The 22,116-nt window shown below is 61.1% G+C and carries 18 protein-coding genes and 2 pseudogenes; 4 read left to right on the top strand and 16 right to left on the bottom strand.

All coding sequences use genetic code 11. The annotated features are described in order from the left end of the window. The first annotated feature begins 142 nt into the window (after positions 1–142). Entirely contained in the window at positions 143–328 is a 186-nt protein-coding gene (locus AWB66_RS28310) for a hypothetical protein (protein WP_062638737.1), read from the top strand. A 63-nt stretch (positions 329–391) separates the two neighbouring features. After that, positions 392–838 carry a universal stress protein gene (locus AWB66_RS28305; protein ID WP_087633376.1) on the top strand — a complete coding sequence of 149 codons (447 nt, stop codon included), beginning with the start codon at positions 392–394 and terminating at the stop codon, positions 836–838. Positions 839–1,291: 453 nt separating this feature from the next. Here the strand turns inward: AWB66_RS28305 and cysM are convergent, their stop codons facing one another. The 14 genes from cysM to AWB66_RS28230 form a co-directional block, all read right to left on the bottom strand. Continuing rightward, a complete protein-coding gene (gene cysM / locus AWB66_RS28300) occupies positions 1,292–2,194 on the bottom strand; it encodes a cysteine synthase CysM (RefSeq protein WP_087633375.1) in 903 nt (300 codons plus the stop codon). Positions 2,195–2,349: 155 nt separating this feature from the next. Further along, positions 2,350–2,889 (bottom strand): universal stress protein, encoded by a 540-nt coding sequence (locus AWB66_RS28295; RefSeq protein WP_087633391.1) that lies wholly within the window; start codon positions 2,887–2,889, stop codon positions 2,350–2,352. A 143-nt stretch (positions 2,890–3,032) separates the two neighbouring features. Then, entirely contained in the window at positions 3,033–3,197 is a 165-nt protein-coding gene (locus AWB66_RS28290; RefSeq protein WP_087633374.1) for a DUF2934 domain-containing protein, read from the bottom strand. Between the two features lie 63 nt (positions 3,198–3,260). Then, positions 3,261–4,604: a c-type cytochrome gene (locus tag AWB66_RS28285; protein WP_087633373.1), complete on the bottom strand. Its 1,344-nt coding sequence runs from the start codon at positions 4,602–4,604 to the stop codon at positions 3,261–3,263. Between the two features lie 544 nt (positions 4,605–5,148). Continuing rightward, positions 5,149–5,757, bottom strand: a complete 609-nt coding sequence (locus AWB66_RS28275) for a cytochrome c oxidase subunit 3 (protein WP_235021276.1) — start codon at positions 5,755–5,757, stop codon at positions 5,149–5,151. Further along, positions 5,750–7,771 (bottom strand): cytochrome c oxidase subunit I, encoded by a 2,022-nt coding sequence (ctaD, locus tag AWB66_RS28270; RefSeq protein ID WP_087633371.1) that lies wholly within the window; start codon positions 7,769–7,771, stop codon positions 5,750–5,752. The genes AWB66_RS28275 and ctaD overlap by 8 nt, the downstream gene beginning before the upstream one ends. Before the next feature lie 19 nt (positions 7,772–7,790). Beyond that, on the bottom strand, positions 7,791–8,867 hold the full coding sequence (gene coxB, locus AWB66_RS28265) for a cytochrome c oxidase subunit II (protein ID WP_087633370.1): 1,077 nt from the start codon (positions 8,865–8,867) through the stop codon (positions 7,791–7,793). Continuing rightward, a complete protein-coding gene (locus tag AWB66_RS28260) occupies positions 8,864–10,681 on the bottom strand; it encodes a glycoside hydrolase family 15 protein (RefSeq protein ID WP_087633369.1) in 1,818 nt (605 codons plus the stop codon). The genes coxB and AWB66_RS28260 overlap by 4 nt, the downstream gene beginning before the upstream one ends. A gap of 8 nt (positions 10,682–10,689) precedes the next feature. Then, positions 10,690–11,766 carry an SDR family oxidoreductase gene (locus AWB66_RS28255; protein WP_235021275.1) on the bottom strand — a complete coding sequence of 359 codons (1,077 nt, stop codon included), beginning with the start codon at positions 11,764–11,766 and terminating at the stop codon, positions 10,690–10,692. 66 nt (positions 11,767–11,832) lie between these two features. Beyond that, a complete protein-coding gene (locus tag AWB66_RS28250) occupies positions 11,833–13,476 on the bottom strand; it encodes a GMC family oxidoreductase (RefSeq protein WP_087633367.1) in 1,644 nt (547 codons plus the stop codon). Next, positions 13,466–14,119, bottom strand: a complete 654-nt coding sequence (locus tag AWB66_RS28245) for a gluconate 2-dehydrogenase subunit 3 family protein (protein WP_087633366.1) — start codon at positions 14,117–14,119, stop codon at positions 13,466–13,468. The genes AWB66_RS28250 and AWB66_RS28245 overlap by 11 nt, the downstream gene beginning before the upstream one ends. Then, complete coding sequence (locus AWB66_RS28240) at positions 14,116–15,051, bottom strand: hypothetical protein (protein ID WP_125469807.1); 936 nt, start codon at positions 15,049–15,051, stop codon at positions 14,116–14,118. The genes AWB66_RS28245 and AWB66_RS28240 overlap by 4 nt, the downstream gene beginning before the upstream one ends. Before the next feature lie 10 nt (positions 15,052–15,061). Continuing rightward, on the bottom strand, positions 15,062–16,165 hold the full coding sequence (locus AWB66_RS28235; RefSeq protein ID WP_087633365.1) for an enolase C-terminal domain-like protein: 1,104 nt from the start codon (positions 16,163–16,165) through the stop codon (positions 15,062–15,064). A gap of 13 nt (positions 16,166–16,178) precedes the next feature. Further along, complete coding sequence (locus AWB66_RS28230; RefSeq protein WP_087633364.1) at positions 16,179–17,984, bottom strand: thiamine pyrophosphate-requiring protein; 1,806 nt, start codon at positions 17,982–17,984, stop codon at positions 16,179–16,181. Positions 17,985–18,623: 639 nt separating this feature from the next. Between AWB66_RS28230 and AWB66_RS28225 the strand changes: the two genes are divergently transcribed. After that, the gene (locus tag AWB66_RS28225) at positions 18,624–19,253 is read left to right on the top strand and encodes an SCO family protein (protein ID WP_087633363.1); all 630 of its coding nucleotides are present in this window, start codon (positions 18,624–18,626) and stop codon (positions 19,251–19,253) included. Next, positions 19,253–20,130 (top strand): annotated as a pseudogene (locus AWB66_RS28220) (cytochrome c oxidase assembly protein). The gene AWB66_RS28225 and the pseudogene AWB66_RS28220 overlap by 1 nt, the downstream one beginning before the upstream one ends. 228 nt (positions 20,131–20,358) lie before the next feature. Here AWB66_RS28220 and istB read toward each other — a convergent pair. Beyond that, positions 20,359–21,117, bottom strand: coding sequence for an IS21-like element helper ATPase IstB (gene istB / locus AWB66_RS28215; RefSeq protein WP_087633362.1), 759 nt, complete (start codon positions 21,115–21,117; stop codon positions 20,359–20,361). A gap of 12 nt (positions 21,118–21,129) precedes the next feature. After that, positions 21,130–22,041 (bottom strand): annotated as a pseudogene (locus AWB66_RS28210) (Mu transposase domain-containing protein); the annotation flags it as partial. Positions 22,042–22,116: the final 75 nt, after the last annotated feature.

Here is a 22,116-nt window from a genome sequence, read left to right as displayed (position 1 = left end):
CGTCCTCACACATTACCTCACGTTGTGATCTATAATTAAATCGTCGGTTGGTTCAGTTTTCGCTGCCCGCTCGCAAGCGGGCCTGTCGTGCTGGTCTGATTTCGAGCAGTGGCCGAGGTAGACCGGCTAAGGGGGAACGATCATGGTTATTACCAGTGACTTCGAGATCGGTTATTTGATCATCGCGTCCGCGCTTTTGGGCGTCATTCTGGTCGGTGCGCTCCTTGCCGCTATCCACCTTGATCGATGGCACCCTAAGCTCGTAGGCGCCGCGATCGGTGCATTAGTCGGTTTTGCGCTGATTGAGGCGGTACCGCTCATTACCTAGTCATCGAACAGGTAATAGCCCACCGGATTTGTCAACGGTGGAGACTCATCGACGGCCTCAACGATGTCCTCAATCGATCGGATACTTCTCTGTTATGACGGTACGGCAAGCGGTCAAGCTTCGCTGCGATGCGGTTCGGCGCTCGTCCGCCAGTTGAACGCCGAAGCACATTTGTTAGCGGTGCTCGAGTGTTGCTGCGGCGCCGGTGGTTTCGACCCGCTTCCCGCTGTCGAATTCGATCTCGACGAAAAGACTGCCATGGCGATTCTTCATGAAGGCGTGGAGAGGTTGCGCGCTTCGACGGCCGCGGCAACGGGTCACTTGCTGTTGGGAAATCCTGTCGATGAAGTTTCCCGATTGGCGAACATAGTAAGGGCGGATCTGATTGTGATCGGGCAGAGCCCGGGAAGCGCATTTGCGCGCGGGTGGACGAGCGACAATTCCACGCTGCTGCTGCGCCGTGTGACCTGCGGTGTATTGTTCGAAAGCGCGTCGGTCGCGTCAGTTTGACCTGTTTGACTGAAGAGTGTCGCGTTCCGCTTAAACGCGCCGTAAGTAGGTTCGGTGCATATTACTATTGAAATGGACATTCACTTTTACTGGGTACTCTTCTTCCTCGCGCTGGTATTGCTCGCCGCCATCGGTTTCGGTTTGTCGAGTTGTGTTAAAGAAGATCCGTTTACGGCTCATCAACGGGTTGAGGAGCGATCGAGGCGTGTGACCGGAGACCAGCAAAAATAACGGACCTCGGACACTTCCATTTCCGGCCCATGTGTGGCTACGTCTGAAGTGCGTTCAGTCGACAGTTACATCACGGAATGACTTCGTCTGTCCGCGGTCGCTCCGAAAGAAACCCGCGCGTATGCACTTGCCACTCTCAAACGAATCCAGTCAGAGCACTGCGTTTCAGGCAATAACGGTCGAACGTCAACAAAGCGCAGGATCGCACTCGCTCCTGCCGGCTCAGGCTGGGAACGCGCCCGTCGAGAGATAGCGATCACCTCGATCGCACACGACGAAGACAATGGTCGCATTTTCCACCTCCTGAGCAATTCTCAGTGCGACCGCGCATGCTCCGCCCGTGGAAATTCCGCAAAAAATGCCTTCGATCGCGGCAAGACGACGTGCGGTCACTTCAGCCTGCGACTGGCTCACACTTTCAGTTCGGTCAATCCGGCGAGGATCAAAGAAAGCGGGTAAGTACTGCGTCGGCCATTTGCGTATGCCTGGAATGCGAGCGCCCTCTTCTGGTTGCACGCCGACTATCTGCGTGTCAGCGCTTCGTTCTTTCAGATAACGGCTCACGCCCATAATCGTGCCGGTCGTACCCATCGCTGAAACAAAATGCGTAACGGCGCCGCCCGTATCGTTCCAGATCTCCGGACCGGTCGTCTCATAGTGGGCAAGAGGGTTGTCAGGGTTGGAAAACTGGTCCAGAACGACGCCGCGACCTTCGCGCGCCATCTGAGTCGCGGCATCGCGCGCCAACTCCATGCCGCCCTGGGCCGGGGTCAGAATCAATTCAGCGCCGTACGCCCGCATACTCCTGCGGCGTTCTGCTGATACATCTTCTGGCATGACGAGCATCATCTTGTACCCGCGAAAAGCTGCCGTCATGGCCAGCGCGATTCCGGTGTTTCCGCTTGTGGCCTCGATTAGCACGTCTGCGTGATGTATCTGACCGCGCCGCTCGGCTCCCATGATCATGGACAGCGCAGCGCGATCCTTCACAGAACCAGCTGGGTTGCCGCCTTCCAACTTCCCCAAGATGACGTTGTTGCGTTCCCGCATTGCTTCATCGGGAAGCCGCACGAGCTGAACGAGGGAGGTTTTTCCAATGGTGTCGGCGATGGTTAGATAGCGCATGTGCAGTTTATGGGGGTGCTAGGGATGGGCCAGGGTGTGGGCGCAAATGGACGCGGCCGACTTAACGGCGTCTGGCGGGCGCAGCCTCAGGCGATCCAAGCGCGCCTGTTTGATCAGACGCCGCACGGTTTCCTGAGTAATCGGTGCTCGCAAAGTCAATGGACAACTGAGTGCTCGTCAACCCGTGGCGCCGCTACCTCCCGCACCTCATCGCCCGCCGAGACGCCTTCATCGTTCGCCGTCCAAGCGTCCTCGGGATTCCCTGTATCCATCGCAACGAGAACGCTGCACGAAAGTCGGTCCAGCAGTCGTCCATCGTCCTGGCCAGTCCACCAGCGTGAAAGAAGACCGCTTCGATGGTGGCCTACGACAACGAGGTCGACCTTTAGCGTTTCGGCAAACGCCGGTATTTGATTCATTGGATTTCCGATCGCGAGGTGGCCGATGGCGACCACGCCCAGTTCGGCGAGCCTTTTGACGCCTTCATCCAGGACCTCTTTGGCGGACTCTTCTTCCAGATTGAAGGGTACGGCCGGCACGACGTCGAAGCCCCTTAACCACGCAGCGTCGTCCAACACCGCAAGGAGATGTGTCTCAGCGCCAAGTTGTTGAGCGAGTGCGGCGCCCAGCCGCAACGCGCAGCGTCCCTCACGCGTGGCGTTGTAACACAATAGAATCCGGCGATATGTGGCCATCATGCCTCCTGCAACGCGATTTTCCCACGAGCCTTCGATGTCGACTGCCTCTCCTTCGCATTATATATCACGTTGTGACATACAATGACGGGTCTTTTCGATGCGGTTCTGCCCAAATGTTGATGGTCTAATGATGGTGTTCGTCAGCGTTGCGGCTGCGGTCTTGACTTCTCCTCGATGATTTCCTGTTCGACCATCTCACGCGCCTGTCGCCAATACTCGTCGGCACAGCCTTCCATGCTTCCGTCTTGCTGCCAGAGTTGATAGGCTCGTTTGCGGATTCGCTCCTCGAGTGTTAGCTTGTCCATCGGTATGCTCGTCGTTGGTTATCAGGTGCCTATGCAGGCGATCCGCGAAGCTGCGGCGGCGTTTCATTTATGTATGCCGTCGCGCAGCGCCGTCACTTGATGGGTGGTGACGGGCGCCGCGTTATTGCCCCACGTGTTGCGAACAAACGTCAGGACCCGCGCCATCTCCTCGCTCGTCAGCTTCTTGTTAAACGCGGGCATTTTCTCCGGCGGCGGGCCGCCCGCTGTCTCGGGACTTTGCCCTCCTTCGACCAGGAGGCGAATCAGCGATGTCGGGTCCGCTGCAAGGACGGCCGGATTGCCCGCGAGCCTCGGGAACTTCAATGGCTTTCCTGTCCCATCAGCCTGGTGGCATTTAGCGCAGAACGACAAAAAAATGCCCGCGCCCGGACGTTGGACCGCGCCCGTTCGCATTGCATCAACACCCTGTCGAGCGCGCAACGAACGCGGCTCATAAGTGCCTGATTGGCGCTGGGCTGGCAGGCTTTTCAGGTAACGGGCGATGGCGTTCAGATCGGCGTCGCTCAGGTACTGGGTGCTGTCCTCCACGACCTGCACCATGCTGCCAAAGGTCACCAGACCGCCGCCGTGACCGTTTTTGAGAAACGACGCAATGTGCTCGGCCGGCACGCGTCCGAGCCCGGAACCCGGATCCGCCGTGAGATTGGGCGCAAACCAATGATCATTTACGCCGCCGGTGAGATAAACATCCTCGCTCTCCGTGTAGGCGCGCTCTTCAAAGGCCGGGCCGCGCGGCGTGTGGCAGGCGCCGCAGTGTCCCAGTGCCTGCACCAGGTAAGCGCCGCGATTCCACTGCGCATCGCGCCCATTACGTGGCTCATAGACACCGTTCGGTACGAACGCCAGGTTCCAGAAAGCCAACACCCAGCGCTGGTTGAACGGAAAAGGCAACTCCGTCGCAGGCGGTTGTGTGTGAACGGGCTGAACGCCGCGCATAAAGTACGCGTAGAGCGCACGCATATCGTCGTCCGTAATCTTCGAGTACGACGGATAGGGCATTGCCGGGTACAAATGCTTTCCGCCGCGTGCGACGCCTTCGCGCAGTGTGCGTGCAAACTCTTCGTAGCGGTAGGCGCCGATACCGTACTGCGAGTCGGGCGTGATGTTGCTGCTGACGATCGTACCGAATGGAGACGCCAATCCCAGGCCGCCCGCAAACGGTGCGCCGCCCTTTGGCGCCGTATGGCAGCCCGCGCAGTCCGCGGCCTTCGCGAGGTAATCGCCGCGTGCGATCAACGCCGCGTTGTCGGTCGGCGTGAAGGTCGCAACCGGACGAAACCGGCCTGGACGGTCCCCGTCGGTCGCTTCTGCGATGCCGACCCTGCCGACGTTCAACGTTATGGCCGACACGATTAGCAGCGCAAGAACCGAACGAATTCTAGGCATGGGTTCACCACCTTGCGCACGGCGACACGACAAAAGCCGCCATCGCGGTCAGCAACAGTCCGAGCAAGAAAACGGAGCTGCCGAGCACGCCAACTAGAGCGAGGAAATGCATGCGCCGGCCACGCTCTGACAACCCCGTTGCATCACGCTCACCCGTGTCCGTGTGCTCCTTCCGGGCTGTGCGCCAACTCGTCCACGCTGCCACGAAGCCCAAGCTTCCGATCACGAAGGCCCCTGCACTGACAGCCGCAACGAGTCGCAGAAGCGAGGTGAGCTCCGGAGCAGACAACGGATGCTCCTTCGGAAAACAGGCGTGTGAGGCTAACGCTTCACAAATGCAGATCTGAATGATCCAGGCAAGCGGGGCAGCAACGATACCCGCCAGCACGAGTAGCGGGTGGGCCTCGGCGCGCTTCGGTGCTGGGTGAGTCTCGCGTCGCGACCGGCCGGCGTCGTCGAAGGGCGGGGTCGCAGAACCGGACGGCGGCCGAACCAGTTGCACAAACACGTTCATTCTCCCAAGACACAAACCTAAAGCACACACCTAAAGCACGTACGGCGACAAGTACAGCGTCGCAAAGATGAATAACCACACGACGTCCACGAAGTGCCAATACAGCCCACCGATGGTTAGCGCGGCGCATCGCCTTTCGTCGAAATATCCAAGGGCAGTCCACGTCAGCAACAAAACCAGGATGACGATTCCCACCAGCACGTGCAGCAGGTGGAAGCCCGTGATGGTGAAGTACAGCGAGCCATAGAGATGCGTCGTCGGGCCGTACGGATGGTCGTGCCATTCTTTGAGCTGGACACCAACGAAAACTGCCCCCAGCAAGATACCGACGCCCATCGATGCAACCCCGAGTCTCAGTCGTTTGCGCCGAACGCATCGTTCACAGAACCACACGAAGAAGCTGCTGGACAGCAAAACCACAGTGTTGGCGCTCCCGATTCCGAGTTTTGGCAGACCTTCCGGAGGCCAATGCTGCGCCGATTGTGAGGCGAGATAGAGATACGAAAAAATCAAATAGCCGAACAGAGCGGACTCGGTGGCGATCATGGTCCACACGCCCCACCAACCACTGGATCGCTCACCCGCGCTGCCGATTGGCAAGGCACGCGTGGTGTTGAAGCCATCGATCGCATCAGCCAATTTCGCCTCCCTCGTCGTGTACGGGGAACGGCTCCCGTTGCAACAGGCCGCGCTCGGGCCAAAGCCAGGCGATCACCGAGAAGGCGGCGGCGACGAGCATCGCCGCGGCGAACCACCATGCGTGAAGAATCATGCCCGCAAATACAAGCGTGGAAAAAACGCCCAGGAAGAGCGGTGCATACGAATCGCCCGGCATTTTCAGGATGATGTTCGGTTCGCCGTCGAGCGCCGTCGTGCCGAGCGCTTCGCGTCCATCGTCGAGGATGTAGCCTTCATTGAGCACGGACCCTGGATGGTCTCCTTGTTCGCTGGCAAGCCGGCGCTCCCACAACGGGTGGCGGCTTCCGACAAACGGGATGGTCGCAAAGTTATAAGGCGGCGGCGGTGAGGCAATGGACCACTCGAGCGTGGGCGCATCCCACGGGTTGTCGCCAGCAGCCGGCCCTCGCCTGTAGCTCCATGCAAGATCGACCAGAAAGATCAACACACCAAGCGCGAACACGAAGGATCCGATTGAGGTGATCAGGTTGACGGTGTTCCATCCCATATCGGCGGGATAGGTGTAGATACGTCGCGGCATGCCAAGAAGCCCGGCGATATGCATCGGAAAAAAGGCAACGTTGAAGCCGATGAAAAGAACTGCAAAGCCGCTCTTACCCAAGCGTTCGCTCATCATGCGACCGGTAAATTTGGGAAACCAGTAGTAGATGCCACCGATCACCGGAAAGACGTTGATCCCAAGCAGCACATAGTGAAGATGCGCCACCACGAAATATGTGTCGGTGAGCTGCCAGTCGAGTGGAACGGCAGCCGTCATCACGCCGGACACGCCGCCGATCACGAACAGCAGCACAAAACCGGCGAAATAAAAGAAGGGGACCTTGAACACCGGACGGCCCGTATAGATCGTCGCAAGCCACGCGAAAGTGGCAACGGCGCTGGGGATCGCGATCACCATGCTTGCGGAGCCGAAAAACGCCAAGGCAAGCGCCGGTATTCCGGTGGCAAACATGTGATGGATCCACACAATGAAGCCCACCACCATCGTCGCGACCGTCGCTAGCGCAACAGGGGTGTAGCCCACGAGCGGTCGGCGGCAGAAGACAGGCAACGCGTCGGAGACAATGCCCATCGCTGGCAGCACCACGGCATAGACCCAGGGGTGAGCGAACATCCAGAACATGTGCTGCCACAGAAGCGGCTTGCCGCCATTCAAGACGTCGAAAAAATGCGTACCAAACTGCCGGTCGAGCCACAACATGAAAAAGGCGAGACTGACCGCGGGCACTGCCAGCAAATTTCCACCGGAAGCCGTTAGCGTGCCCCACACGAGCACAGGCACCCGGTCGATGGACATGCCGGGGGCGCGCATGCGCGCCAGCGTGGCGATAAAATTGACCGATCCTACCGTAGTCGAAATGCCCAGCAGCACCATGCCGAGCGCATAGACGTCGATGTTAGGGCCCGTGTCGTACGGAAGGCTGGAAAGCGGCACGTAGTTGAACCAGCCCGCGTTTGGTGCCTGGCCAAACGGGAAGCTCGAATAGAGGAAAATGCCAGCGAACACGAACACCCAATACGAGAACGCATTGAGCCGGGGAAACGCCATGTCGCGCGCGCCCAAAATCAAAGGCCACAGATAGTTCGAAAACCCCGAGAGCACCGGCAGCGCGTAGAGAAAGATCATCGTCACGCCGTGCATCGTGAACAGCTGGTTGTACTGTTCCGGCGTAAGCAAGGCGGCGTTCGGGCGCGCCAACTGAAGCCTCATAATCAGAGCCTCGACGCCGCCCATCAACAAGAAAACGAATGCGGTGACGATGTAGCGCAGACCGATGCTCTTATGATCGACGGTTGAAAGCCAGCCCCGCCAGCCGGGTTCGCTCTCCCAAATTTTCTGCAGGCGCCGCTGCGTCGGACTTCCGGGCGTGACGCGGCCAATCTCAGGCACCCGCGAGAGCGCCAGTGGCCTCGGCGGCGACGCATTGCGTTCAGGTTCAGCAGGTGCGCTCATGGCCTCATCGTGCCTGTGGTTATCGCAACGTAGCGAGAAAGGCCGACAGATCGGCGGCTTCCTGTTGGCTCAAAATCATGCTGGGCATCATTGATTCCGGCTTGATCTGCTGTGCGCGGGTGATCCAGTCAAGCTGGTTTGCCGCAGTGTTAGCGAGCAAGCCGGCAGCAATCAATCGACGCGTGTTGAGGTGTGTGAGGTCAGGCGCCTGTGCACCTTGCGCGGATGAACCCCGAACCGCGTGACAGCCGGCGCATCGTTCGTCGAAGAGCTTGTGCCCCGCCGCAATTGACGGGCTGATTGTGGACGGCTGCACGTGAGCTTGAGCCTGTTGCGCGCTCCACGCCGCAAAATCGGCGCGGCTCTGCGCGATCACTTCAAACGCCATATGCGCGTGCTGCGCGCCACAAAACTGCGAACACTGACCGCGGTAGAAACCGGGACGGTCCGCCTGAATCCATTGCTCGTTGGTTTGACCAGGGATCGTCTGCGTCTTGCCAGCGAGCACCGGCACCCAGAACGCGTGTATGACATCCGCACTTTCCAGCTTGAGTTTGACCGGTTCACCGACCGGAATGTGGATCTCGTTCGCCGTGACAAAGCGTTGTCCCGGATCAGCGGCATCGGCGTAGGAGATTTTCCACCACCAGTCGTACGCGGTGACGGTAATGGTCAGCGAAGGCGAGTCGTTGGGTTTGGCGACGCTTTCGAGTGTCATCAATGCATATACGAGCATGGCGACGAGCACGACTGTGGACATGCCGACGCCCACGTAAATCCATTTTGTTCCTCCACCGGTGGCGGCTAACGCACCGAGGTCAGCGGGGAGTGACATCGGTCGCCGCCGCAGGATTGCGGCGGTCAGTAGCACCGCGATGATCAGACACACACCGGCACAAATCCCTGCAAATATCCAGCCCAGCCAAAGCGTCGGCGACGCCGCGGGTCCCGCTGCATGGAGGAAGTAGTTCAGCGGCGCAGAATTCTCCTCGGCCGACGCTGTCGCAGACCTATCGGCCAAAAATATCACGGCGAGAACCGCCAGCACGGCGACCCTGTCGGGCCTACGGGGCGCGGCGCGAATGGAAATGGTCATTTGTCAGCCTCAGCGCCGTGACGAAGCGGGCTCTTGTGTTCGGGGGCGCTGTGGATTTCCGAACTCATCGCCATCCCGGCATTGACCAGCGCCACGTGTGAGAATGCCTGCGGAAAATTCCCGCACAGCCGCCTTTTCCTGAAGTCATACTCTTCGGGCAAGAGACCCACATCGTTGCGAAGCTCGAGCAGGCGTTCAAAAAGCGTTCGAGCCGCCGATCCTCGACCTTGCAAGCGCTGGACATGCGCGAGCCAAAAAGAACAGGCGAGAAACGCCCCCTCCTCGGTCGCCGAGTCGTCATTCGTTGCTTCGATGCGATAGCGCAGGACTAGCCCGTCCTCCACCAATCCACGTTCGATCGCATCGACCGTCCCATTTACCCGAGGATCGTCCGCTCTGAGAAAACCAGTAAGCGGAATCAACAGCAGGCTGGCATCGAGCGTGTCGCCGCCGTAGCTTTGGGTAAAGCTGTTGAGTTTTCGATTGAAGCCATGTTCGAGCACGTCGTGACGAATGCGCTTCGCAAGCCGTTGCCAGTCTTCGATGGGCCCCTGCTTGTTAAATTCTTGTGCAGAACGCACCGCGCGGTCGACCGCCACCCACGCCATGATCTTGGACAAGGTGAACGGCTTGCGACCACTGCGCACCTCCCAAATGCCATCGTCCGGTTCGCGCCAGACCTTCCCCAAATGACCGACCAGCCCCTGTTCCAGCAACCAGGCGTCGTCGTCAGGCGGCAGGCCGGCACGCCGGCAGATATAAAGCGCATTCAGAACTTCGCCGTAGACGTCAAGCTGCAGCTGGCCAACGGCTGCATTGCCGAAACGCACAGGGGTTGAGCGCTCATACCCAGGCAGCCATGGACACTCCCACTCGTCGACACGGCGCGCACCATTGAGCGCGTACATAATTTGCACTTGCGCCGGATCACCCCCAACAGCTCGCACGAGCCAGTCCCGCCAACGCGCCGCTTCATCATGATAGCCACCTGCCAGCAGCGCTTTGAGAGTGAAGCTCGCGTCGCGCAGCCAGCAGAACCGGTAATCCCAGTTTCGCTGGCCGCCAATTGTCTCAGGCAGAGAACTGGTCGGTGCGGCAATCACGCCACCCGAATCGAGGCTTGACAGCGCCTTAAGCGTGACCAGCGATCGCTGTATCGCATTGGCATAAGGCCCCGTCGCCATACTGCGCGCCGACCATCCGGCCCAAAACGTCGCGGTACCGTCGAGCGCCGCGTCCATATCGGGAACGGCCGGCGCAGGACTCGTTGAAGGCACACAGGTAAGCGAAAAGGTCCGCTCCTCGCCGGGCGCCAAGGTGAAACTCATCCGCACGTCGTTGCCAACGCAGCTCAGTTCTGCGGAAGAATCCAGCCAAAGCGTCTGTGGGCCGGCCATCAACTGCACCCGGGTGCCCGATTTCTTGCTCCAGGGCACGGCCCGTCCGTAATCGAAGCGGACGATCAGTTCGCATTCGATTAACACCGGAGCGCCCTCGCAGCGCACCCGGCGCGCCAGGATCGGGGGCGTCGCGCCCCAGACCATCCAGTCCGTGAGAATGACGATGCCGGAACCCGTGGTGAGCGTCGTCTCGAGGACAAGTCCCTGACCGTAATAACAGCGTTTGGCGGAGAGGATCGCCTCGCGCGGTGCAAGGCGCCAGCGTCCGTTGCCCGGGTCGCCGAGCAACGCGGCAAAGCACGTATCGCTGTCGAACGATGGCCAGCACAGCCAGTCGATTGAGCCGTGTCGGTCCACGAGCGCGGCGGAGCGACCGTCTCCGAGCAGCGCGTAGTCCTCGATCCGTGCGGCCATCGCCCCTCCTAACGCGTATCGAGTGACTTGCGGCGTGGCTTACTCAGTGGCTTATTAAGCGGCTTACTAAGCGGCTTGCTCAGTCGCCTGCTCGTGCGGCGCCAAACCACCACCGCGGCCATCAACGCGGCGGCACACACGGCCAGAGCACGGTGCGTGTCGAGCCACAGCGCCGCGCTCGTTTCCCGGGATTCTGCGGTAAAAGCTCCGCGCACACGATGCTCTCCTGAAACAGGAAGCCATAAGTCCGTGGGACGATCCGTCCGCAACGGTTCTGGACGCTGCTGCATGGCGTAGCCTTTTCGTCCCAGGTATCGATCCAACATGCCGGGAGCCACTTTGTTCGCGAGAATCGCCTTGATCGACGAGAGACCCACAAACAATTCGCGCCGACGGTGCGTCGCCGCCCAAACGATGGCGCGCGCGGCGACTTCAGGTTGATAGATGGGCGGCACGGGTTGCGGCGCATGGGACATGTGGGACACAGCCCAATTGAACTGCGGCGTGTTGAGTGCAGGCATCTGCACCATCGTCAGGTGGACGTTGCTGTGTTCGTGCAGTAACTCGCAGCGCAGTGCATCGGTGAACCCGCGGATCGCATGTTTGGCGCCGCAATAGGCCGATTGCAGCGGGATCGAACGGTACGCCAATGCCGAGCCGACCTGTACGATGACGCCGTGATTACGACGATTCATCCGTTTGAGCGCTGCCATTGTTCCCCATACATAGCCGAGATAAGTGACCTCCGTGACACGACGAAACTCCTCGGGTGTCAGGCGCTCGACCGGCGAAAACACCGTTACCATCGCGTCATTCACCCACACGTCGATGGGACCGAGTTCCGCTTCGACCCGCTCGGCGGCCGCCTCGAGTGCATCCGCATCGCTCACATCGACAGCGATTGGCAACGCGCGCACGCCAAGCTCGCGCAATTGCAACGCGACTTCCTCGAGCGCGCTCAGATCGCGGGCGAGCACTGCCACATTCGCGCCACGGCCGGCGAACGCGAGTGCTGCCGCTCGCCCGACCCCGGCGCTTCCACCCGTGACGACGACGTTTTTTGGATTCCGTATGCTCTTTCTCACGCTACTCTCCATTGTTCTTCGTCTGACCAATTGCGACTGCATCGCTTGGCGGCCGGGGTTCTGGACCTAGAGTTCGCCGCGCGCCCTGAGCACGGCGATGCGATCCGCTGTCCGGCAGGCGATCGCCTGAATCGTCAGAGAAGGGTTCACCCCACCGACCGTTGGAAACACCGAACCGTCGCAGATCCACAGATTCGGAACGTCCCAACTGCGGCAGTCCGCGTTCACGACGCTCGTGCGCGGATCGTCGCCCATGCGAGCGGTGCCGTTCAAGTGACAGGTGTCATCCGTCTCGTTCCAGATTTCGCTGGCGCCCGCGGCATGCAGTGCGCGCCCCATGAAGTCGAGCGAATGCGCGATTAGGCGGCGGTCGTTGTCGCAAAATGAGTACGTGACGCGCGCGACTGGCAGTCCGTACTGGTCCTTTTCGTCGGCAAGCGTCACACGGTTGCGCTCTTGCGGCAGGGTTTCGCCTACGATTTTCAGTCCAGCCTGATGGTTATACTTCTGCATCTCTCGCATAAGCGCTTCGCCCCATAGTCCGCGTCCGTTCTGCGTTGCGGCCCAGGCGTTGGGCAATGGCCCCTGGCTCATGTAGCAATAGCCGCCAAAGAAGTCCTTGCCCTTGTCGGTATAGTTCCAGTGCTCGGTGAGCGCAAGCGACGGCGGGCCCTTGTACCAGCGGATTTCTTCAGGCATCACGCCCCAGGTGGCCTGGTTCGACTGCACCATCAGGTTCTTGCCGACAAGGCCCGAGCTGTTGGCGAGCCCATCGGGAAAGCGGGCATTCGCCGACAGCAGCAACAGGCGCGGCGTCTCGATCGCATAACCCGCGACGACCACGTTGCGGGCTCGCTGAAACTGCCAGCGCCCCTCGCGAAAATATTCGACTCCGCTCACGCGGCCAGCCTCATTCGTGTCAATGCGGCCCACCATCGCGAGGTCCCGTATTTCCGCGCCCGCGGCAAGCGCGCGGGGTACCCACGTAACGAGCGCACTTTGCTTCGCATTGGTCGCACAACCTGACACGCAAAAGCCCCGGTAGACGCATGGATGCGCTTCGCCCCGCGGGGCCGACAAGGTGGCGAGCGGTGTCGGAGACCAAGGAATGCCAAGTGCCTCGGCGCCTCGCGCGAGCACGAGCGCGGCCGCGTTGAGTTCGTGCGGCCGGTATGGATAGCGGCGGCGCTTCGGACCCCACGGATAGTTGACAGGCCCTGATATCTTGAGCGCGTCTTCGACCTGGGCGTAATAGCGCCACATTTCGCGCCAGTCAATGGGCCAGTCCGCTCCATAGCCAAGCAGGCTGCGGGATTTGAACCACTCCGGGCGAAACCGCAACGACACCATCGCGAAATGCACGGTGCTCCCGCCTACCGCCTTGCCACTATTGTTGTTGCCAAGTCTGAGCGGATTTTCGCCATCGCAGATGCGCTCATCGGTCCAGTAAAGCTTGTTTTGGTGCGTCTCGTCGGACGCGAACTCCTCCAGCGGACGCCACCATGCGCCCGCGTCGAATGCGACCACCCTGAAGCCTTTTTCAGCGAGACGACACGCGAGCGTGCCACCGCCCGCGCCAGTCCCAATGATCGCGAAGTCGACGGCTTCATCCTGCGGGTACTCACGCATCGCCGTCCAGGCGCCCACGCGAAAGACATTGGGAGCACGTCCGTTCTTGCCGCGCGGATGTTGCTGGGCATCATCGAGCATGCCGGTTCTCCGTGCGTGCATTGCTCCCAGCGCCGGGGTTCGCCTCGACCGCTTCCCACGGGTCCCGTCGATTGAAGTTCATGCGTACGTAGCCGCGCGGATTCGCGGGACCGCCGAAACCGATCTGGCTCCACGCGTGAGGGTGCGAGTAGTACGCGCCGCAGATATCGTGCAGCACGCGTTCCGAGAAAAAGAGCTTCGACGGCATGCCCTGCCAGAAGTCGCCGTGTAAGTCACCCGCCTGCACTGATTGCAATAGTGCGATTTGTGCTTCCTCGCCGATGCTTGCAAAAGGCAAGTCGCAACGCACGCGGCTCTCAGCGTCGAGCGCGGCGAGCCCCCTTTTCCAGGCGTCGCGCAGCGGCGGAAGGCGAGCGTCGCGATAACCATCGCCATGATTCGCACTGAGCATCGCGTCAACCAGCGCGGCGACCGGTATTTGCGATGCATCACTGCGCTGCGGCACGATGCAGGCGCACAGCGCCAGAAGCGCGCGCCATTCAACGGGATTGAAGAAGCTGGGCTCGGAGGGCGTGCCTAGCCGTTCGTCGATCACAGCGCGTGTCGCGTCGTCCCACGAGACGGTGTCGCGCTTGTTTAGCACGTCATAGCCAGGATACCGAGAAGCGGGCGGCAATGTCATTTTTCTGTCTCCCTGAGCCGCAGTGCCGCGAGGCCCGCGAGCGCCAATGCAGAGAAACTAGGCGGCGCAGGCAATGGCGGTCCATTGAGAACGTTCTGGCTCCAGTTGCGCCAACCGCCCTGATTGCGCGCGACGCCGCGTGCATGAAAGCCCACGCCAATAAAACCCAGTGCGGCGGTGATCCTGAGCCATACACGCGTGAACCAGCGCTCGCGGGGCGCCGCGAGCGCTGCGTGCGTAAGTAGCGCGCACGCGAGTGGCCCCGCCGTAACCGGCGCATACATGGCCGGATTCTGAAATGCGCCCCGAAAATGCAGCAAGGCGACCTCGCCGACGGTGCCCGCCAAACCGGCGGCGGCTGCAAGTCCCAGTGCCCGTCCCGCCTGCATGCCGAATAACTGCGGCTCGACCGCGGGTTCATCGCGCAAGCGCTCAGCGACCGCACCGAGTGCGCCCGAAAGGAGCAACGCCATTGGTGCGCCGATCGGCGCCGCATAAAAAAGGTTGTGCCAGCTGATGCCACCCGGGCGTTTCGTGATGTTGTAGAGATGAAATCCGGTGCCCGCAATGCCCGCAGATGCAGCCGTGAGATAAACGACATTACGCACCGGATGCTTGCGCGCGACGCTGTCAGCGCCGCCATGCAGCCCTGCTGCGAGCGAGAGAAGCGAGCTGATGAGCGGCGTATACATCGCCTTGTTCGCAAACGAGCCGCGATAATGCTCGATGCCGCTATCCGCGAGCACGGACAAGGCGAGCAGTGCCGAGCTCCGATTGAACGCGCGCGCGGCATCGAGATGTGCGGCTGTTTCAACGCCAGGCAGCCCTGCGGCGCCGGAACGACGTCGCGCGAGCGCGCTTAGTAGCACCGCACCGACTACGGCGCCGGCTGCGATGCCAACCCCCACTGTCCTCGCATTCCTTGCACTCATCGATGCCCCCTCACACGGCAAAGGCCCGGGCATCCGCGCGCTTCAGTTCCAGACCACAGCCTGGACGCGAGAAATCCGGTGTTATTGAGCCGTCGGCTGCACGCGGCGCGCCGTCGAACAGCATCGCTTCAATGCGCACGTGGTCATGAAACCATTCCTGGTGAATGAGGCGCGGCACTGCGCACGCGACATGCAGATGCAGTGCCGGTGCGCAGTGCGCGGAGAGCGCCATGTGATACGCGTCACAGAGCGTCGCCACGTCCAGAAAGCCCGTAATACCGCCGCAACGGCTTACATCGGCCTGCAAGACGTCGACGGCACACGCGTCCAGCATGCGTCGGAAATAGTCAAGGGTGTAGCCGTATTCGCCCGCCGCGACCTCCATCGATGCCACCGCGCGGCGCAAGGCGCTCAATGCGGCGAGGTCATCGGAGGACACGGGCTCCTCGAACCATTGCACGCCGTATTGCGCGAAAACCTCGGCGTAGTGCAGCGCCTCTTTTTGCGTGAGCGCTCCGTTTGCATCCACAAACAAGCCGGCGTCGCCGATCGCCTCACGTGCCGCACGCACGCGGCTCGGATCGCGTTGAGGCTCGGTGCCGATCTTCATCTTGACCCAGCGGCAGCCGCCCTCGGCGATCCATGCCGACAATTGATCTCTGAGGCGCGCATCGGTGTAGGTGGTGAAACCTCCGCTCCCGTAGATCGGAACCCGCTCGCGAATCACGCCAAGCAGGTGCACGAGCGGCAGTCCGAGAAGCTTGGCCTTCAGGTCCCACAATGCACAGTCGAGGGCTGAAACAGCGGTCGCCGCAACGCCTGCCCGGCCGATATTGCGTACCCTCTTTTGCATCGCAACCCATGCGGCGCGCACGTCGAATGCGTCGCGATGCAGCACCGCTTCGGCCAGTGCGCCGCGGATCAAAGACGTCGCGCACGCATCGGTATAGGTATAGCCGATGCCTGTCTTCCCGCCCGCGTCCGCTTCGACAACAAGGAGCGTAGTCGAGTCCCACCCAAAGGTGCCATCGGCTTCGGGCGCGTCGGTCGGAATCGTGTACGCCTGCGCACGGACGGCGGTGATCGCGGCGTCGTGAAGTGTCGGGATAGTCATGGTTGGGGGGCGCCTACTTCTTTTCGCCGTCCTTATGCCCTGGTAGCACGGCGCTTAGCACCTGCTTCGCAGTTTCGAGCAGCATGTGGCCCTGCTCCGGATCGCCCTTCATCAGCGTCGTCGCGAAGGCCTTCGCCTGCGCCATTGTGATGTGTGGCGGCAAGGGTGGTACGTTCGGGTCGGCTTTCACTTCGATCACCACCGGACGATCTGCCGCGAGCGCTTCGTCCCACGCCGCACCCATATGCTCGGCATCGTCAACGTAGATGCCCTTCAGGCCGATCAATTCGGCAAACTTGTGATAAGCCACCGATGGAATGTCCTGCGATGCTTCAAACTTCGGGTCGCCCTCCATCACGCGTTGCTCCCACGTGACCTGGTTTAGGTCCTGGTTGTTCAGCACCATGCAGATCCAGCGCGGATTTGACCATTGCTTCCAGTACTTCGATACGGTGATCAACTCGGCCATGTTATTCATCTGCATCGCGCCATCGCCGACAAGCGCGATCACCGGGCGTCCGGGGAATGCAAACTTCGCGGCGATCGCGTAAGGCACCGCCGCCCCCATCGACGCGAGCCCGCCGGAGAGCGAGCACATCATGCCACGCTGCACTTTCAGGTCGCGGGCATACCAGTTCGCGCACGACCCCGAATCGCTCGTGACAATCGCGTCGGAGTGAACTCGTTTAGAGAGTTCCCAGACGGTGCGCTGCGGGTTGACGCCGCCCGTCGTTGTTTCGAGCGCGCGCTTTTCGAGCGTCTTCCACCACTCGGCGGTCCAGCCTTCGATTTTCTTGCGCCACGCGCGGTCTGGCTTCTCTTCGAGCAGCGGCAGGAGCGCGCGCAGGGTTTCGGCACTGTCGCCTACCAGATTGACGTCCATCGGGTAACGCAGGCTCAGCATGTCGGCCTTGATGTCGATCTGCACGCCGCGCGCGTCGCCCTCCTTCGGCAGGAATTCCGAGTACGGAAAGCCTGAGCCGATCATCAGCAACGTGTCGCATTGCATCATCATGTCGTAGCTGGACTTGGTTCCGAGCAATCCGATGGAGCCCGTAACCCACGGCAGGTTATCGGGCAGCACAGCCTTCCCAAGGAGTGCCTTCGCAACGCCTGCGCCGAGTTTGTCGGCTACGGCGATGACTTCATCGGTTGCGCCAAGCGCGCCGGCTCCGACCAGGATCGCGACCTTCTTCCCCTCGTTCAGCACCTCGGCAGCACGCCGCAGGTCGGCGTCGTAAGGAACAAGTTTCGGGGCGGTGAATCCGACGCCGGAATGCAAGGTGCCGTGCTTGCGCGCGGGAGGCTCGTAGTCGAGGTCCTGCAGGTCATTTGGAAGGATGATCGCCGTGACCTTGCGCTGGGACAGGGCCGTGCGGACCGCCCGATCGACGAGATGGCGCACCTGGGAGGGCACACTCGCCTGTTGCACGAAAGCACCAGCCACGTCCTTGAACATCGACACAAGATCGAGTTCCTGCTGATAGTGGCCGCCGAGGGCGGCCCGCGCTTGCTGGCCCGTAATCGCGAGCACCGGCATGTGATCCATCCGTGCGTCGTAGAGCCCGGTGAGCAGGTGCGAGGCACCCGGGCCCGACGTCGCGATGCAAACGCCCAACTCGCCAGTAAACTTCGCATGGGCCGACGCCATGAACGCCGCCATCTCCTCGTGGCGGACCTGAATAAATTCGATCTTTCCGTTAGCGCGATTGAGTGCGCCCAAGACGCCATTGATGCCGTCGCCGGGATATCCAAAGATCCGGCGCACCCCCCAGGCGTGAAGACGATCAACTAGAAAGTCGCCGACGGTTTCTGACATTACCATCTCCTTGCAGAAAGCTGAACATTCGCACGGATGTTCGGCCAATGAGGTCTTGATTAGCAGGTCTGTACAACCTCGAACGTAGACAACAGCGCAAACTCCGTGCCGGTTGACGCAGTCGTCAACGACCGTTGCTCGAGAACGGGAAGGTTGAGAGGGGCCGCCTTTGGGGTCAACGCTTGCAAGGAACAATGATGCTTCTGCAGGTCGGAACTAACGCACTGTCACCGCAAGGCGAGCAACAAAGATTGCAGGTAATATATATCATCTCGTGATACAAATTACATCAATAAGTGAAGTGCAGGAAAATGAAGACACCGCGGCATTGTTGGGTTCGTGCGCGAAGCCAGCGGGCAGGAAGACGACTGTGCCACTCGGAGAGTTTGTTGGGCAGATATCATCTCGGGCGCTCGTCGCGGCGCCAACCACGGAGGACGAATTTGATGCCGCAGGGAGGCGCGGCATCGACGTCGCGAGAAGCGGATTGGCAATCGGAGTGCCGGGCTATCTAAAAAAAACAGTTGCCTGACCTCTCCATCCCGAGTCATAAAGCCCGGATCGTCTTGGAGGAAGGCGTTTGTCTGGGCACTCACGTATCCTGTTAACCTGGCGCACCGAATATTGGTGGAGTTCCAAATGCTTGGATTGTTGCACCTTTGGCGCAAGGGCCCCGGCGTTCACTTGTTCGTCGCCGCCGCATTGCTAGGTGTCGTCTTCACTGCGTGTTCTCGGACCGGCGAACCGTGGCGCCTTGCCAATATAAGCGGCCACTTGCCTGACCTCGCACTCTCGCTGGTTGACGACGGAGGGCGCGCGGTCACCGCTCAGACGTTTGAAGGACGCGCGGCACTTGTCTACTTCGGGTACACACATTGCCCGGACGTGTGTCCGGAAACGTTGACGCGGCTCATGCAGGTGCTGCAACAAATCGGCCCCGACGTCAGTCGTGCGCAGATTGTCTTCATCACCGTCGACCCCGCCCGCGACACGCCCGCCGCGCTGCACGCGTATGTGCGCGCGTTCGACGCGCGGCACGCGGTCGGCCTGACGGGTTCGGATCGCGCGATCGAATCGCTCGCCAAGCGTTACCGCGTGGCCTACCAGAGGGAGAAGCGCGACGTGAACGGCGAGTACGAAGTCACGCACAGCTCCGCGGTCTATATCTTCGACACGCAAGGCCACGCACGCCTGCTCGCCACCGACAACGATTCCATCGATGCCATCGCGCATGACCTCCGGCGTTTGATCGATTCGCCCAAGTCATGATGCAGTCGATGCTTTACTGGCTCGAACCTTGGGAGCCCTCACCGACCGTCGTGGTGGCAGTGCTGATCGCGGCAGTTCTGTTCGCGCGCGGCGCGCGATGTGCCAGCGTGTCGGTCTCGCGCCATGTCTCGTTCTGGCTGGGTCTTTTAGCAATCGATGTTGCGCTGCATACGCGACTCGACTATTTTTTCGAACATGAATTCTTTATGCATCGATTGCAGCACCTCGTGCTGCATCACGTCGGACCGTTCCTGATCGCGGTGTCCTATCCGGGCGCCGCGTTGCGCGCCGGCGTCCCGACTAACTGGCGCCAGCGCTGGCTGCAGCCCGCGCTGGGCACCAGAACGGCGCGCCGTCTGTCCGCCGGTCTATTCAATCCAGTGGTCGCACTGACGCTTTTTATCGGGCTGATCTACTTCTGGCTGCTCTCCCCGATCCACCTTGCGGCAATGCTTGACTATCGGCTATATCGTGTAATGAATTGGAGCATGGTGATTGACGGCCTGCTCTTCTGGTGGCTCGTGCTTGATTTCCGGCCTGCGCCGCCCGCTCGCCTCACGCCGGGCCGGCGCATTCTCATCGCTATCGCTGCAATTCCGCCGCAGATTCTGCTTGGCGCATACATCTTTTTTACACCGCACGAGTTGTATCCGATCTACTCGATTTGTGGGCGCGCATTTACGTGGCTCAGCCCGATGCGCGACCAGCAGATGGGGGGCTGCTGCTATGGATTCCGGGTTCGATGATGAGCGTGATTGGCGGGCTGATCGCACTGCGACACTGGATGCGGCTCTCAGCCGCTCGCGTTTCACACGGACGGGGAACTGGCGGGCGCGGCACGGAAGCCGACTTCGGAGTTTCGCCCGACAAACCATAGCAAACCGCCCGTCTAAATAAGCGGAAGGCGGTTGGCAACGCGCAACGGGATGGGTGACATGGCACGCGGCAGCGCTACTGATCAAACTCGTAGTCGGGGCGGATGCGTATTCCACGCAAAGAGAACAGCCATTCCACGGCAAAGTGAATCGTGATTCCACGGCAAAGCGAACAAGGATTCCACGCCATCGCGAACAAGCGGAGCGCAGCGACGCGGGATCTTGCCTTTTTACTCGGACTGCGGCTTCGCAGTCAATCGACTACGCGTCTTGCGCAGCGATTCGCCGGCGAGCGTGATGCGATGAGCGTTGTGTACGAGCCGGTCGAGGATTGCGTCCGCGACGGTGGGTTCGCCGATCGCCTCGTGCCAGTGGTCCACGGGAATCTGGCTGGTCGCCAGTGTGGATCGGTGTCCGTGCCGGTCGTCGAGAACCTCCAGTAGATCACGACGCGCGGAATCCGTGAGCGGCGCCATCGCCAGGTCGTCCAGAATGACGAGATCCGTCTTGGCCAGTTGCGCAAGCCACCGAGCGTATTGGCCGCTGCCGTGCGCGATCGCCAGTTCCTCGCTGAGCTTCGGCACACGCAGATAGCAGGCGGAGAATCCCTGGCGGCACGCCTGAATGGCGAAGGCACACCCCAACCAACTCTTGCCGAGCCCGGTTGGCGCGACGAGGATCAGATTCTGCCGCTCCCGAATCCATTCACAGGTCAGCAGACGGGCGGTGAGCGCCCGATCTAGCCCGCGGGCGGTGCGATAGTCGATGTCCTCCGGCGACGCGTCGGGGATCTTCAGTCTGGCCCGGCGCAGCCGGGCCGCTGTTTGTCGCGAGTCACGTTCGCTAGCTTCGCGCTCGACCAGCAACCCCAGGCGTTCTTCAAAGCTGAGCCGGTCGATGCCGTCCTGGCTCTGTTGCTCGGCAAGCGCCGCAGCCATGCCAGGCAGACGCAGCGCGTGCAGTTTGTCGACAGTGGGATGTTGCAGCATAACGACTCCCTTTCAATGGTAGTAGGACGGCCCGCGCACGTTGGCGTGCATAAGCGGCAGGTCAGCCTGGGCGGGAGCCGCTTCGGGCTCCTGGTCCAGGCCGTTCTTGAGCGTCGAAGCAATGAACTTGTAGTTCGGCGCTTTCAAATCGATGGCGCGGCGGCAGGCGGCTTCGAGCCGGTCGCGCCCGTAGTCCTTGCCCATGCGCAGCACGCCCAGGCAGGTTCGATAGGATTGCTGCGGGTGCTTGCGGGCGCCCAGCAGGTGCTGGATGACGGCCGCCGTGTGCGGACCGATGTCGGCAGCCCAGTCACGCAGCCGCTGCGGATCCCAGCCTTTGGCGACAGCCAGATGCTCCGGCGGCATGTGCGCGTCGATCGTGGTGTGGTACCGACGGCGAGCGCTTTTGCCGTGTGCGGCAATGCGCTGGCCGCGATGGAAGATCTCGACCGTGTTGGCTGTATGACGCATGTCGACCTGTTCGCGCGCATAGCGGTACGGCACCGAGTAGTAGTGCTGGTCGAGCTCAACGTGATAGTCCGGACCGACGCGTGCGACCTTCCACTCTGCGTATTGATAGGGCCGCTCAGGCAATGGCCTGAGTGCCGGGCGATCGATCTCGTCGAAGACGCTACGGCGGCAGCCAGGCAACTTTTTGAAGGGCCGGTTGTTCAGGTCGGTCAGCAGTGCGGCGATGGCGCGGTTGGCCTCGTCGAGGTTGAAGAAGCGCTGATTGCGCAGGCGTGCAAGAACCCATCTCTGCACCAGGAGGACCGATAACTCTGCTTTCGGCTTGTCCCTCGGTTTTTTACTGCGAGCGGGGATCACAGCCACGGAGTAATGCGAGGCCATTTCCTGATAGGTCGGATTGATGTCGGGGTCGTAGAATCCGGGCTTGTGCACACCCGATTTCAGATTGTCGGGCTTCTGTTCCCTTCGGCGTTATGTGCCTGAACGGTGAGAAACGATTCCTGGCGTTGGATGAGGGTGCAACCAAGG

Origin of the sequence: Caballeronia telluris (assembly GCF_001544495.1) — a bacterium.
In the GTDB taxonomy this organism is placed as follows: Bacteria; Pseudomonadota; Gammaproteobacteria; order Burkholderiales; family Burkholderiaceae; genus Caballeronia; species Caballeronia telluris.
Note: the sequence above shows the minus strand (reverse complement) of the source record. Positions and strands in the feature narration are given on the sequence as shown.

Coding starts and splice junctions, on each gene's coding strand:
- AWB66_RS28310 (WP_062638737.1), top strand. CDS start 143: ATGGTTATTACCAGTGACTTCGAGATCGGTTATTTGATCATCGCGTCC.
- AWB66_RS28305 (WP_087633376.1), top strand. CDS start 392: ATGTCCTCAATCGATCGGATACTTCTCTGTTATGACGGTACGGCAAGC.
- cysM (WP_087633375.1), bottom strand. CDS start 2,194: ATGCGCTATCTAACCATCGCCGACACCATTGGAAAAACCTCCCTCGTT.
- AWB66_RS28295 (WP_087633391.1), bottom strand. CDS start 2,889: ATGGCCACATATCGCCGGATTCTATTGTGTTACAACGCCACGCGTGAG.
- AWB66_RS28290 (WP_087633374.1), bottom strand. CDS start 3,197: ATGGACAAGCTAACACTCGAGGAGCGAATCCGCAAACGAGCCTATCAA.
- AWB66_RS28285 (WP_087633373.1), bottom strand. CDS start 4,604: ATGCCTAGAATTCGTTCGGTTCTTGCGCTGCTAATCGTGTCGGCCATA.
- ctaD (WP_087633371.1), bottom strand. CDS start 7,771: ATGAGCGCACCTGCTGAACCTGAACGCAATGCGTCGCCGCCGAGGCCA.
- coxB (WP_087633370.1), bottom strand. CDS start 8,867: ATGACCATTTCCATTCGCGCCGCGCCCCGTAGGCCCGACAGGGTCGCC.
- AWB66_RS28260 (WP_087633369.1), bottom strand. CDS start 10,681: ATGGCCGCACGGATCGAGGACTACGCGCTGCTCGGAGACGGTCGCTCC.
- AWB66_RS28250 (WP_087633367.1), bottom strand. CDS start 13,476: ATGCTCGATGATGCCCAGCAACATCCGCGCGGCAAGAACGGACGTGCT.
- AWB66_RS28245 (WP_087633366.1), bottom strand. CDS start 14,119: ATGACATTGCCGCCCGCTTCTCGGTATCCTGGCTATGACGTGCTAAAC.
- AWB66_RS28240 (WP_125469807.1), bottom strand. CDS start 15,051: ATGAGTGCAAGGAATGCGAGGACAGTGGGGGTTGGCATCGCAGCCGGC.
- AWB66_RS28235 (WP_087633365.1), bottom strand. CDS start 16,165: ATGACTATCCCGACACTTCACGACGCCGCGATCACCGCCGTCCGTGCG.
- AWB66_RS28230 (WP_087633364.1), bottom strand. CDS start 17,984: ATGTCAGAAACCGTCGGCGACTTTCTAGTTGATCGTCTTCACGCCTGG.
- AWB66_RS28225 (WP_087633363.1), top strand. CDS start 18,624: ATGCTTGGATTGTTGCACCTTTGGCGCAAGGGCCCCGGCGTTCACTTG.
- istB (WP_087633362.1), bottom strand. CDS start 21,117: ATGCTGCAACATCCCACTGTCGACAAACTGCACGCGCTGCGTCTGCCT.